Origin of the sequence: Rhizobium lusitanum (assembly GCF_014189535.1) — a bacterium.
GTDB classification, from domain to species: domain Bacteria; phylum Pseudomonadota; class Alphaproteobacteria; order Rhizobiales; family Rhizobiaceae; genus Rhizobium; species Rhizobium lusitanum_C.
This window is the reverse complement of the sequence record NZ_CP050304.1, coordinates 138,680-151,223: the sequence shown is the minus strand read 5'-3', so window position 1 is coordinate 151,223 and position 12,544 is coordinate 138,680. Positions and strand designations below refer to the sequence as shown.

9 protein-coding genes and 3 pseudogenes are annotated in these 12,544 nt (G+C 58.6%); 2 read left to right on the top strand and 10 right to left on the bottom strand.

The window, feature by feature from the left end; genetic code table 11:
• Positions 1-340 precede the first annotated feature (340 nt).
• The 4 genes and pseudogenes from HB780_RS00820 to HB780_RS00810 form a co-directional block, all read right to left on the bottom strand.
• Positions 341-3,430, bottom strand: a complete 3,090-nt coding sequence (locus tag HB780_RS00820; protein WP_183686370.1) for an efflux RND transporter permease subunit — start codon at positions 3,428-3,430, stop codon at positions 341-343.
• Between the two features lie 8 nt (positions 3,431-3,438).
• Complete coding sequence (locus HB780_RS33290) at positions 3,439-3,747, bottom strand: efflux RND transporter periplasmic adaptor subunit (RefSeq protein ID WP_353622941.1); 309 nt, start codon at positions 3,745-3,747, stop codon at positions 3,439-3,441.
• An 85-nt stretch (positions 3,748-3,832) separates the two neighbouring features.
• A pseudogene (locus HB780_RS00815) lies at positions 3,833-4,573 on the bottom strand (efflux RND transporter periplasmic adaptor subunit); the annotation flags it as partial.
• Positions 4,574-4,638: 65 nt separating this feature from the next.
• The gene (locus HB780_RS00810; RefSeq protein WP_183686366.1) at positions 4,639-5,052 is read right to left on the bottom strand and encodes a hypothetical protein; all 414 of its coding nucleotides are present in this window, start codon (positions 5,050-5,052) and stop codon (positions 4,639-4,641) included.
• Between the two features lie 189 nt (positions 5,053-5,241).
• Between HB780_RS00810 and HB780_RS00805 the strand changes: the two genes are divergently transcribed.
• Positions 5,242-5,445, top strand: a complete 204-nt coding sequence (locus HB780_RS00805) for a tannase/feruloyl esterase family alpha/beta hydrolase (RefSeq protein WP_183686364.1) — start codon at positions 5,242-5,244, stop codon at positions 5,443-5,445.
• 249 nt (positions 5,446-5,694) lie between these two features.
• Here HB780_RS00805 and HB780_RS00800 read toward each other — a convergent pair.
• From HB780_RS00800 to HB780_RS00775, 6 genes and pseudogenes are all read right to left on the bottom strand, one after another.
• Positions 5,695-5,836 (bottom strand): annotated as a pseudogene (locus tag HB780_RS00800) (sugar phosphate isomerase/epimerase); the annotation flags it as partial.
• A gap of 3 nt (positions 5,837-5,839) precedes the next feature.
• Positions 5,840-6,835: an ABC transporter permease gene (locus tag HB780_RS00795; RefSeq protein ID WP_183686362.1), complete on the bottom strand. Its 996-nt coding sequence runs from the start codon at positions 6,833-6,835 to the stop codon at positions 5,840-5,842.
• A gap of 1 nt (position 6,836) precedes the next feature.
• The gene (locus HB780_RS00790; RefSeq protein ID WP_183686360.1) at positions 6,837-7,820 is read right to left on the bottom strand and encodes an ABC transporter permease; all 984 of its coding nucleotides are present in this window, start codon (positions 7,818-7,820) and stop codon (positions 6,837-6,839) included.
• Positions 7,813-9,326 (bottom strand): annotated as a pseudogene (locus tag HB780_RS00785) (sugar ABC transporter ATP-binding protein). Before HB780_RS00785 ends, HB780_RS00790 begins: the two are co-directional and overlap by 8 nt.
• A 13-nt stretch (positions 9,327-9,339) precedes the next feature.
• Positions 9,340-9,906, bottom strand: a complete 567-nt coding sequence (locus tag HB780_RS00780) for an SIS domain-containing protein (protein ID WP_183686358.1) — start codon at positions 9,904-9,906, stop codon at positions 9,340-9,342.
• 201 nt (positions 9,907-10,107) lie between these two features.
• Entirely contained in the window at positions 10,108-11,097 is a 990-nt protein-coding gene (locus HB780_RS00775) for a substrate-binding domain-containing protein (RefSeq protein WP_435693846.1), read from the bottom strand.
• Positions 11,098-11,221: 124 nt separating this feature from the next.
• Here HB780_RS00775 and HB780_RS00770 point away from each other — a divergent pair, with 124 nt between their 5' ends.
• Positions 11,222-12,370 (top strand): LacI family DNA-binding transcriptional regulator, encoded by a 1,149-nt coding sequence (locus tag HB780_RS00770; RefSeq protein ID WP_286202834.1) that lies wholly within the window; start codon positions 11,222-11,224, stop codon positions 12,368-12,370.
• Positions 12,371-12,544: the final 174 nt, after the last annotated feature.

Below are 12,544 nucleotides of genomic sequence, written 5' to 3'. Positions count from 1 at the left end.
AGAGGACTGTCAGTTTGACGGAAGGTATTCGACCAAACTCCCTGAAATCATTGCCAGCGTTCGATCCCAGCATCCATGATTGGTGGCACTGCGATCGAACCTTCGTGTCGAGAGATGTATGGCAGACCTGATTATTGTGTTGGGTCTTGTTATATTGAGAGATGTTACTGCGTGCCTCGAACCGGTCACAATCAGACGGCTGCCTAGCGTAGGTTTGGGCCAGAAGCATGCGGCTAGACGGCAGCACGATGCACAGGCATGCCTGTGCATCGTGCTCATGGGTGGAAATCTCTCACATCTGGGACGGAGGTACTTTGCCGGCCGTTTCCTCGGGCTCTTTTCACCGCTGTGTCAGCTTCGCGACGAAGACGAAGAAAACCGGCACGAAGAAGACCGCAAGCACGGTGGCTGAGATCATGCCCCCCATGACGCCCGTGCCGATCGCCGTCTGGCTTCCCGATCCGGCGCCACTTGCAATGACGAGCGGCACCACGCCGAGCGTGAAGGCAAGAGAGGTCATGAGGATAGGACGAAAACGAAGATGGGCTGCCTCTACCGCCGCCTCGAACAATGGCGTGCCCTCCGCTCTCAGCTCCTTCGCAAATTCGATGATCAGAATCGCGTTTTTCGCGGACAATCCAATGATCGTGATCAGACCGACCTTAAAGTAGACGTCGTTTGGCATGTCGCGCAACATGACGGCCACCACGGATCCGATGATGCCAAGCGGTATGACAAGCATCACGGAGATCGGAATGGACCAGCTTTCATACAAGGCAGCAAGGCAAAGGAAGACGAGAAGGCAGGAAAGACCAAGCAGCATAGGCACCTGTGAGCCAGATTGGATCTCCTGGAGCGTCTGGCCGGTCCACTCGTATCCGAAACCAGCCGGAAGCTCCGACGCGATCCGCTCGACCTCATGGATGGCGTCGCCGGAAGAATAGCCCTGCTTTGCCTGTCCGCTGAACCGGATTGCCGGGAAACCATTGTAACCCACGAGCTGGGTCGTTCCCTTGGTCCATTCGTATCTGGTGAAAGCCGACATCGGCACCATCCCACCGGCGGAATTGCGCACTGTCAGTTTCATCAAATCCGCGATCTGGCCACGTTTGTCCGCATCCGCCTGTACGGTCACGCGTTGCATGCGTCCGGCATTGGGAAAGTCGTTCACATAGGAGGAGCCGAAGTTCGTCGCGACCGTCTGGCTGATGTCGGCGAAGGAAACGCCAAATGTATTGGCTTTTTCGCGGTCGATGGCCAGCACCATCTGTGGAGCGTCGGCAAGACCCTCGACCCGGACGCCGGTCAGGATCGGACTTTTAGAGGCGGCAGCAAGAAACTGGTCGCGCGCGGCGTTCAACGCCTGCGTGCCTCTATTGGCTCTGTCCTGAAGCCGGAAAGCAAACCCATTCGTGGTGCCCAGGCCGGAAATTGCCGGCGGCGACACCGCGAAAGCAACAGCGTCCTTGACCACCTGAAAGCCGCCATTGAGTTTGCTCGCTATCGCCTGAGCGGTATTTTCGGCCCCGCGCTCGCTCCAGTCCTTGAGGGTGATGAATGCAAGGGCGGCGTTTTCGCCGCTGCCCGCGAAGCTAAAGCCATTGATCGCCACGACGCGATCGACCGCTGGATCGCTCAATACGATCTTCTCGACACCTTGCACGGATTCCAGTGTTCGTGCGGAGGTGGCATCCGCAGGCGCCTGCACCTGCGCCAGCAATGTCCCCTGATCTTCTTCCGGCAGAAACGCCGACGGAAGCTGCAGGAACATATAGGCGGTGGCGGCGGCGACGGCGAGATAGACGACCATTACCCGTCCGCTTTTGTGGATCAGGCGCCCGACCCAGCCGCTATAGTGCCGGGCAGAGCTATCGAAGCTCCTGTTGAACCATCCGAAGAAACCTTTCCTGGAATGGCCATGTCCTTTCGCGATGGGCTTCAGAAAGGTCGCACATAAGGCGGGTGTGAGGGACAAAGCAAGGAATGCCGAGAACAGGATCGACGCCACCATCGTCAGCGCGAACTGCTTATAGATCACGCCGACAGCTCCGGGGAAGAATGCCATCGGCACGAAAACCGATGTCAGCACCAGCGTGATCCCGATGACGGCGCCTGTGATCTGCGTCATCGCTTTCCGGGTAGCCTCCTTCGGCGGCAGCCCCTCCTCCATCATGATCCGTTCGACGTTTTCGACCACAACGATGGCGTCATCGACAAGAATGCCGATCGCGAGAACCATGCCAAACATGGTGAGGACATTGATGGAAAAGCCGAGGACAAGCATGACCGCGCAGGTGCCAAGAAGGGCGATTGGCACGACCAATGTTGGGATGATCGTGTAGCGGATGTTCTGTAGAAACAGAAACATCACCACAAACACCAGCACCATTGCCTCCAGCAATGTGTACAGCACCTTTTTGATCGAGGTGTTCACAAACGGCGTTGTATCATAGGGAATTGAATATTCGACGTCCGTGGGAAATGACGGAGCGAGCTCTGCAAGCCTGTCCCGGATGGCCTTTGCGGTGGTGAGTGCATTGCCTCCCGGCGCAAGCTCGATCGAGGCCCCTGCTGCCGGCTTGCCATTGATGCGGGTCGAGAGATTGTAAGCCTGTGCGCCCACTTCAATACGCGCGACATCGCGCAGGCGCACGGTGGAACCGTCCTGCTGCGCGCGAAGGACAACCGCACCGAACTCTTCCGGCGAAGAAAGTTGGCCCTTGATCAGGATCGAACCCGTGGTTCTCTGGGTCGCATCGCTTGGTGCACCGCCGATACGTCCGGCAGCGACCTGCGCGTTTTGCGACCGGATCGCGTTGGTGACATCGGATGGTGATAGATTGAGGCCGAGCAACTTATCCGGATCAAGCCAGATACGCATTCCACGCTGGCTACCGAACAGTTGCACGTTGCCAGCACCGGGAATGCGCCTGAGCTCATTGGCAACATTCCGGTTCATGTAGTCGCCGAGCGCGATTCCATCCTTCGAGCCGTCCTTGGAGGTCAACGCAACGACCAGCAAGGTGCCGCCGCCGCCGGCGTCTACACTGATCCCCTGCTGCACGATGGATGCCGGAAGCCGCGCTTCGACCCGACGCACCCGGTTTTGCACCTCGACGGCGGCAGTTTCGGTATTCGTGCCCGGCTCGAACGTCGTCGTGATGCTGACGGACCCGGCCGCGTCGGATGTGGATTCGTAATAGAGCATGCCGGGAATGCCGTTCATCTCGTCTTCGATCAGGCGGGTCACACCTTCATAGGTGCCATCCGGAGAGGCGCCGGGATAGGTCGCCGAGATTTTGATCTGCGGAGGAGCGACATTCGGATACTGCGATATGGGCAGCACCATAAGCGAGATTGCGCCAGCCACCATGATGGCAATCGCGAGGACCCAGGCAAAGACCGGGCGGTCGATAAAAAATGCAGCCATGTCGTGGGTCAGCCCTTCCTGGAGTTGTCGGCTTGAGCGGCGGCCGGATTGACCCACGGCTCTGTTTTGACCGCGGAACCAGGAGCGATCTTCTGGAAGCCCTCAACGATCACTTCGTCGCCGGGCGCAACTCCCCTGAGCACGATCCATCTGCCATCCAGCTCCCAGCCCAGTGAAACCGGGCGTGTTTGGACTTTGCCAGCAGCATCGACAACATAGAGCTGCGCCTGGCCCGCGGTATCGCGTTGCACCGCCTGCTGCGGAACCGCGAGCGCGTCCTTGAGCGAACCCTGCTCGATGCGGGTTCTCACATACATACCCGGCAGGAGATTGCGATCCGGATTGGGGGAATTCGCCCCGCAATATGACCTGGCCAGTCGCGGAATTGACGGTTGCCTCCGAGAACAGAAGCTTGCCCTCACGAGGGTACTGACTGCCGTCCTCCGAGATCAATCGCAGGACAGCGCTGCCTGATGCGTCTGCCTGAAGCTTGCCTTGCACGACTGCATTCTTAAGGGTGATCAGAGTGCTTGCCGGTTGCGTGAAGTCCGCATAGACCGGGTCGATCCGTTGAATGGTCGCCAGCACATCCGAAGTTGGGCTGACCAGTGTTCCCTCGGTGACGAGCGCACGACCGATCGCGCCCGAGATCGGCGCGCGAACTTCAGTGTATTGGAGATCCAGCTGCGCCGTTTTCAGGTCGGCATGAGCCCGCGCCACGTCAGCGTCGCTTTGAGCCAATTTTGCGACGGCACTCTCGCTGTCCTGGCTGCTGGCAACGCCTTTCTGCTGCAGCTGCGTCTGCCGCTCCGCCTGCTGGCGCGCCAGCAACTGCGCCGCGACGGCGGAATCAAGGGTCGCCTGCGCTGATTGAACCTTCGCTTCAAAAGGCTCGCGATCAATCAGATAGAGCACATCACCTTGCTTGACGGTCGAGCCCTGCTCAAAGACACGTTTCAGAACCATTCCAGTGACGCGCGGGCGAACATCTGCCGTCATCATGGGCGCAATGCGGCCGGGCAGTTCGCTTACCAATGGCAGGGTTTCGGCCTGAACCTTCACGGTGGCAACCACCGTCTGAGACTGTGTTGCCTCGCGCGCCGATGGTTTTTCATCACAGCTATTGAGCGCGAGGCACACCATGACAGCAGCGGTCGTACGAATGAGGTCCTGCAAATGCGGCATTGAGAGTTACCCTTTTTGTTATTCTAAATATTTCGAGCAGCAAGGAGGCATTCATGCTGCTCCGCGCTAGGCCGCGATGGGCGGAAACTGATCACTCCTCGATCCCGATCAGGAGAACGGCGCCGACTTTCACTTGGCATATCGAGCACGTATTGGACGCGGCTGATGAATGCCGACGCATCAAAGCGTCTCTGCTTTCTCCGGAACAAACCCACTGCCGGTTCACGGAATATGAAGTCATCGACATTTATTACCGAAGCACGCGAAACGTCCCGGATACGCCTGATTTTAACGCTGTCGGTAACGATCAACTCGTAATCACCCAGGGCAGATTTGTTTCGAAAGTCTGTGAACCCAAGCGCCGGTGTTGCTTCCAGACCGAGCCACATGAGAATGGCATTGATCCCCAGCGCTGCCGGATGGTTCAAGTAAAGCAAGATCTTTGCCTGTCTGAATTGGACAGCCGTAGGGAACATGTCGCCAACCTCTGCAATTAAGATTGCCTTGAATATAGCGGTTCGGCAGAGGACGATTTGTTCGGTTATGTTGCGTTAGATTGAGAGTCTTCCAATAAGGGCTATGACGATCCAACAATAGTGGCGGCGGTGGCGTCGCCTTCCGGAAACATGGCCCCTGCCTGGGACAATCTCGGTGCGCTTGACCGGTGGGTCGAGGACGGCGTTCCTCCCAAAGCACAGATCGCCGCCGATAGGACGAAGAGCCCAACCCGGGGACGAACCCGGCCACTGTGTGAGTTTCCCTCCTGGCCGAAATATTTTGGGCAAGGCGACATAAATGATGCCGCCAGCTATCACTGTGTGAAAGAGTAGGCCAGCTGCCCGCCGGAGTGGACTCCGCCGCCTGTGGCGGCGGATTGTTGCTCGAGGGACCGGAATGCGTCCAGTAGCTCGGCGAACGGAGTCCATTTGCGAAGAGGCCCGGGCTTACGTTGCACGACCGCCGGATAGTGTCGCCAGTCGCAAATGCTCAACCCCGGGCGGTCAAGAGAACGGTCTGTGATACGATGATGTTCGCAGACAATCTGGCTTTCAGGGCGACAGCGACACGATCAGGATAAGTTCCGCGTCGACCGCCCGAGCGTTCAACAACGCTATTTCAAAGAAATCCATCTTGTCTCCGGCTGCCGCAACGATGGCTTTCTCGGCGCCTTCGCGATCCCAATTTATCTTCCACATGGACGTGTACACCAAACCCTTCCATTGCCTACACCCCTCCTTTTTTCCGGTGCTGCATCCATGGAAGGATGGCGCGAACAACTGTGACCCCAATAAGGACCAGACCCCAGACCGCAGTGGAGAGATGCTGATTGGCGTCAAGCAGGTTGAGGCCTGACGACAGCACCTGCAAAATCAACAGTGCGATCACAACCGCTACGACCCGCCCAAAACCGCCAAAGGGATCGACGCCGCCCAGAAAGCAAGCCAGCACTGTGATCAAAAGAAGTGCTTCGCCGTGGCCGACGCGAACGGAATTAAATCGCGTCAGCATCAAGATACCGGCAATTGCACAAATGACGCCCGACATCATGTAGATCAGGGTCAGTGTGCGCTTGGTGGAGACGCCCGAGTACTCCGTCGCCCGGATGTTCGATCCGATCATATAGACCGACAGGCCGTGCCGCGTGCGCGTTAGCATGATGTGCCAGACTAGAGCTGCGGCAAGAAAGATCAGCATAGGAATAGGCACGCCCAACAGAGACCCGTGGCCAATCGGGGCTATGAAGCTCGGGAAACCGGAGATGTCGCTTCCACGCGTCAGGAACTCGCCTAGCCCCCGCAGGAAAATCATCATCGCGAGCGATACGAGGATAGGATGAGCGCCGATATAGGCAATCACCAGTCCCATGATGGCACCGGCAAGCGCGCCGACCGCGATCGCGGTGATCACGCCAAGCGCGAACGCGCCCATGCCGGCATCCGGCCCTCCGAAGTGAATCAACACCCAGGCCAGCGTCAGGCCGGCCATGTTGGCGGTGTAGATGATCGCAAGATTGAGACCTCCCGAAATAATCGGGATCATCATCGCAAGCGTCAGCAGACCAAGTTCGGGCAACTGGAATGCCATCGAGCCGAGATTGGCCCCGCTCAGAAATCGTGGCGACGCGATGCCGAATATGATCACGACCAGCAGCAGAATTCCGAGAAGAGGGGGAACCTCGGGACCGAACCTGCGCTTCACTTCCTGAATCAAATTCGCCATATCAGATCTCTCGCTTTACGCGAAGTCTCAAGGAAAGGCTCGAGCTTGAGATCGCAATTAGGATCATCGCGCCGATGATCATCTTGAATGCGTAAGGCGACACGCCAAGCAGATTGAGCCCGTTCTGGGTCACGGCGACGAGGAGCACGCCAAGCACGCATCCCAGCACAGTTCCGCGCCCGCCGCCGAGACGCGCGCCGCCAAGAACAACGGCCGCAAGGACGTCCAGTTCGCGTCCGATCAGGGCATTGGGCACCACTTCCTGCACAATATTGACCTGCATCAGCCCGCCGATCCCTGCCATCAGGCCCATCCATCCGAATGCAACGAACTGCATCAGACCGATGTTGACGCCAGCACGCCTTGCCCCCTCGGGATTATCACCGAAGGCATAAAGCTGGCGGCCGATATTGGTGTGCTTGATCAGCAGCCAGGTCGCCGCGACGCAGGCGGCCATGACCGCCACGGGAAGCGAAAGTTCAGACCAGGTACCGTTTGCGGCCTGATGTTCGAAAACGATGATGCGCGATGTCCACCAGTCTGGAAGGTCGTAGATAAAGACGCCGCCGGTAATGAACATCAAGAGACCGAAGAAGGCATTGAACGTCGCGATGGTCGCCACGATGGATATCAGCCGGAAACCATGGATTAGAGCGGCATTGATGCAGCCGAGTGCAATGCCCGCCAGACCGGCGAAAGCAAAGCCGATCGCCCAATTTCCACCGCCGATCGCTGCGAAAAAATAGACCGCGATATATTGAACGACCGAGGCCGCGACCGCGAAGGATATGTCGATACCGCCGGCAATGAGCACGACAAGCAAGCCCACCGCCCAGATCAGGTTGACGGAATTGTTGTTGAAAAGGGACGTAATGTTAGCAAGGGTCAAGAAGTCGCCGGAGGCGATCCCGAGACCGGCGCACAACAGGGCGAGGACGATGGAAAGGCGAGTTTCCGTCGCGTAGGTGCGAACCAGATTACGCATAGATCGCTGCCTCCAACTGTTCGAGTGTGAGATTGCGCGGGTCGTATTCAGCGACGAGACGGCCGTGCGCCATGTGCAGGATGCGATCGGAATTAAAGTAGACTTCTGGCGCCTCATCAGAGATCAGCAGGATTGCCAGCCCCGCATCGGCCAGCTTTCGCACGATGTCGAAGATCCCTGCGCGCGCGCCCACATCCACGCCTACCGTCGGACTGTCGAGGATCAGCAGCTGTGGGTCGGTCGCCAACCACTTGGCCAGCACGACGCGCTGCTGATTGCCGCCCGACAGCGTGGAAACGGGGTCGGTCGGTTTTCCGATCTTGATGGCGAACTTTCGCACCCAGTCGTCGACAAGGGCTTTCATACGACCCACAGACAAGAGCCCTGCCCGGTCGCTGAGCCGTGGCAAGATGGACAGAACCATGTTGTCGGCGATCGACTGCGGTTGAACAAGGCCGAGGGCCAGCCGATCTTCGGATACATACGCTATCCCCTCGCGAACAGCCTGCCTGTTGTTCTGCAGATGAAGCACTCGGCCATTTAGACGAATCTTGCCCGCGTCGGCGCGCGCCATGCCGAATAGAGCATGAGCAAGTTCGGTGCGCCCGGCACCAATTAGGCCGGTTAGGCCTACGATCTCCCCGGCGCGAACTGTGAGGCTGATATCCTCGAACTCGCCGTGGCGGGTGAGAGCCTGCACCTCTAGAACTGCACGCTCGGCCTGCATGTCGCGGGCGCGGACCTCATCCGTCAGCAATCTGCCGGTCATCAGTTCAGTCAGGCGCGACTGGGTCATGCCGATGGTATCGAACACACCGACCAGCCGTCCATCCCGAACGACGGTGACGCGCTCGCAGATCTCCAGCACTTCCGCTAGGCGGTGGCTGACGAAAACGACCGCGACGCCGCTGGCGGACAGTCCGCGCACGATGGCGAGAAGCCTGTCCGTTTCATGTTGCGTCAGAGACGCGGTCGGCTCGTCCATGAAGATGAGCCGCGCGTCGCCTGCCAGAGCCCTAGCAATGGCCACGATCTGCCGCTGGGCGATCGGCAGTTCGCGCAGGCGCATATCGAGATCGAGTTTGATGTCGAGTTTGGTAAGGACGCGGCGGCGGCGGAGCGTAACTCTCTATGCCGCGCCAGCGTGGGCCTATTACCGACTAGACGGTCGAAAGCGATGTTCTCGGCAACCGTCATTTCCGGGAAGAGCGCCAAATCCTGCCATATAACGGCGATACCTCGGTCACGGGCGACAGTCGGCGTAATCGAGTGCAGGCACTCGCCGAAGATGGTGATTTCTGCTCCCGCCTCTGGCTTGTAGACACCGGTGATGATCTTGATCAGCGTGCTCTTGCCGCAGCCGTTTTCCCCGGCAAGGCAATGCACCTCGCCGGGACGGACTTCGAAGGACACATCATCGAGAGCGTGGACCCCTGCAAAGAACTTCGAGATATGGCGAAGGCGAAGGGCACATGAAGGATGTTCCCGCGGCTCGGATATGTGCATGGAAATATACCGCCTATTCGAGATTCGTGTGCCGGTGGCGCATCGCGTCGGGCGACACCTGAAGACGATCGCGCAGCTTGAGGATCATTACCTCAAACAGCACGAACAGCGCTCCTTCGTAGAGCGACCCCATGGGTAGGACGGAACTGCGCGAAGCGCCTTGATCGTCGGCCATGGTCTGAGCCGGCAGGTGCAGGACGAGATCGGCCATTTGCGGAGCGCGACCCTCGGGCTGCGCAGTGATGACGATCACCTTGGCGCCGGCGTTACGAGCAACATCGATCAGCGCCAGCGCGGTGGAAATCTCTCCGGGGCCGACAGTGACGAGGAAGACGTCGCCCGAACCGACGGGCGGCGTGGTCATGTCGCCTTCGACAGCAACTTGCACGCCCATATGGTACAGCCGCATGGCGAAGCCCATGATTTGAAGCCGCTCGCGGCCGCCGCCGAAAACCACCGTCGACCCGGCTGAGGCAATCGCCTCGATCACGTCGTCGACCTTGGCATCGTCCAACCGGTCGAACACCGTGGCGAGTTCCGAAAGAGCCGTTTGATAAAGGTTGGTAGTCACATCGTTCATTTCGTATGTCCTGCTTGCTGGTGCTCGGGGAATCCGGAATGCACACGGGTTTTGTGGGGCCGCAAATGGCGACCCGGCCAATCGTCGCAGTTTGACCCGCCCCTGTTCGCTCCGGACATGCGCATCGAACGCTGCGCCCGTCAGTATGTCCTGGAGGAAAGGAGTGAGCTCGAAATCGGCAACCGGTTTCGAGCTCTACGTTCACAGACCCAGATCGGCCAGTTTGTCGACGGTTTCTGCGTTGATCGGCAGAAGGTTGTCGGTGATGATGTCGCGCTCAGCTTCATTCGGATGAACGACGCCGAGCCCTGGAACGTTCGTGCCATCTTTGACTTTCGTGCCCTCGGCCAACATCTTGCCAAGCGTCACGAAGACGCGGCCGGCTTCAGCGGGGTTCCACATGAAGCCACCGGAAATGACGTTGTCCTTGACGAGTTTTTTGCCTTGGCCCGGCGAAAACGTCCCGACGACAGCGATCTTGCCCTCAAGCCGGCGCTCAATCAGCGCGCGGCCAACGCCAATCGGACCCTGGCTCCCGAATGTCAGAAAGCCCTTGAGATCGGAATGCGCCGCGAGAATATCGAGAGCCGTCTTGCGGCTGTCGTCCACGCTCTCGGCAACGCCGTAGCGATCACCGACGAGTTCCATTTCGGGATACTTCGCCTTGAGATAGGCGACGGCGGCATCAGCCCAGGCATTGTGGAGTGGTACCGTCAGCGAGCCCACATACAGCGCATATTTCCCCTTGCCGCCGAGCTTTTGGGCAAGGAGTTCCGCATGCGCTTCGCCGAAGCCCTTCACCGAGGCCAGCTCGAAATCCCAATCCACATTCTTGAGGCCTGGCCCCTCGTGCGCGATGACCTTGATGCCGGCGGCCCGTGCCTTCTCCAGCACCGGCTCGACAGCGGATTCGTCGTTCGGAACGATACCGATGACGTCGACACCCTTGGCGATCAGGTCCTCGACGGCGCGGACCTGGAGCGAGGGATCGGTCGACGTCGGCCCGACCATGAAGGCATCTACGCCGAGTTCAGCGGACTTTTCCTTGATGCCGATATCCATTGCATTGAACCACGGAACGCCGCCGATCTTAACGACGATACCCATTGTGGGCTTTTCATTCGCGTAGGCGGCGGCCGTCAGAGCCACAGCCAAGGTCGTTCCTGCCAATGCCGAAATGAGTTTGCGGATCATGTCTGTCCTCCCAGTTGGTCGCCGTTATGGCGAGCTGCAAAATCGATTTTGCATGTTCTGCAAAAAATATGGCCGCCCATGACGATGGACGACCGTAGCAACCGCTTCCGGTGCTCGGGTCATGCAGCTCCTCCTCTGCAAAATCGATATTGCAAAGCTCTCTCAAATGGGGCATCGTTGTCAAGAGGGTATTTTCAGGCGAGCTATAAAAGGTTGCTATATGGCTCGGGAGCCGACAAAACCAACCATCTACGACGTCGCACAGCGGAGTGGGGCTGCTCCATCGACAGTCAGTTCCGCATTAAGTGGCCATGCGAAAGGTCGCCGCATTAAACCGGAGACTGTCGCACGCATCAGGGAAGCAGCCGCCGAACTCGGTTACGCGCCCAACCTTCAGGCCCAGGGGTTGCGAAAGTCCCGCTCTGGGCTGATCGGTATGTTGCTCCCGGTGCATGACAACCGCTTCTTCTCGTCCCTCAGCCAGCATTTCGCGTCGGAAGTTCGCGCCCGCGGCCTATGCCCGGTAATCATCTCCACACGGCGAGAACCTGACGAAGAAATTCAGTCCGTCGAAGATCTCCTTGCCTATTCAATCGACGCCCTACTGATTGCCGGTGCGACGGCTCCCGAGGAATTGAGCAGCATTTGTCGTCGCGCCTCGCTGCCGCATGTCTTCGTGGATTTACCGTCGGCCAATTCCCCTTCCGTCGTCAGCGACAACACGTATGGCGCGGAGCAACTGACGACCACAATCCTCGATCTCATGCCGGCCACAGGTAACCCGCTCCGCGACCGCATCTACTTTCTTGGCGGGAACCCACAGTTTTATGCGACCTCCAGGCGTGTCGAGGCGTTCCATCGGGTCGTGATGGATCGTACCAGCGGCGTCTCCCCCGACCAAATCATCAACTGCGGCTATGTACCCGCCAGAGCAGCCGAAGAACTCGAAAAGCTGATTCACACCATTGGCGGCCTACCGGCCGGATTGTTCATCAATTCGATCCCAGTTCTGGAGGGCGCCCTGAGCCATCTTGTCAACCTGCCGCCGGACGCGTTCGCTGAAAGCGTGATTGGCTGCTACGATTATGATCCGTTCGGTGCTTTTCTGCAATTCCCGCTGCATATGGTCATGCAGAATCCACGAGAACTCATCGGAAAGGCATTCGCGCTTCTGGATTCTCGAACCAGTGATCCGGTGCTCGAAATGGTAAAGCCTGAGTTGATTAGCCCACACACTATCCAACGCGAAAGTCTTGGCGAACGCGGATGAGCAGTCCAGTTTCGATATAGATTTTGGCTAACACTACTTTGGCAGATTTTATTTCGGGCTAGCAATTGGGCGCTGGCAATGCGGATATCGGATCGGGGTTGTCGATCTAGCGAGTGCGGCGATGACGGCTCGACGGACAGCTTGCAGGGTCGGCTCAGGCGGCCCCCCTTCCGC

Bases quoted from the DNA above. Each gene is read 5' to 3' on its own strand.
- HB780_RS00790 (WP_183686360.1), bottom strand. From the start codon at position 7,820: ATGCGTAATCTGGTTCGCACCTACGCGACGGAAACTCGCCTTTCCATC.
- HB780_RS00770 (WP_286202834.1), top strand. From the start codon at position 11,222: ATGCAGCTCCTCCTCTGCAAAATCGATATTGCAAAGCTCTCTCAAATG.
- HB780_RS00780 (WP_183686358.1), bottom strand. From the start codon at position 9,906: ATGAACGATGTGACTACCAACCTTTATCAAACGGCTCTTTCGGAACTC.
- HB780_RS00820 (WP_183686370.1), bottom strand. From the start codon at position 3,430: ATGGCTGCATTTTTTATCGACCGCCCGGTCTTTGCCTGGGTCCTCGCG.
- HB780_RS00805 (WP_183686364.1), top strand. From the start codon at position 5,242: ATGGCCCCTGCCTGGGACAATCTCGGTGCGCTTGACCGGTGGGTCGAG.
- HB780_RS00795 (WP_183686362.1), bottom strand. From the start codon at position 6,835: ATGGCGAATTTGATTCAGGAAGTGAAGCGCAGGTTCGGTCCCGAGGTT.
- HB780_RS33290 (WP_353622941.1), bottom strand. From the start codon at position 3,747: ATGTATGTGAGAACCCGCATCGAGCAGGGTTCGCTCAAGGACGCGCTC.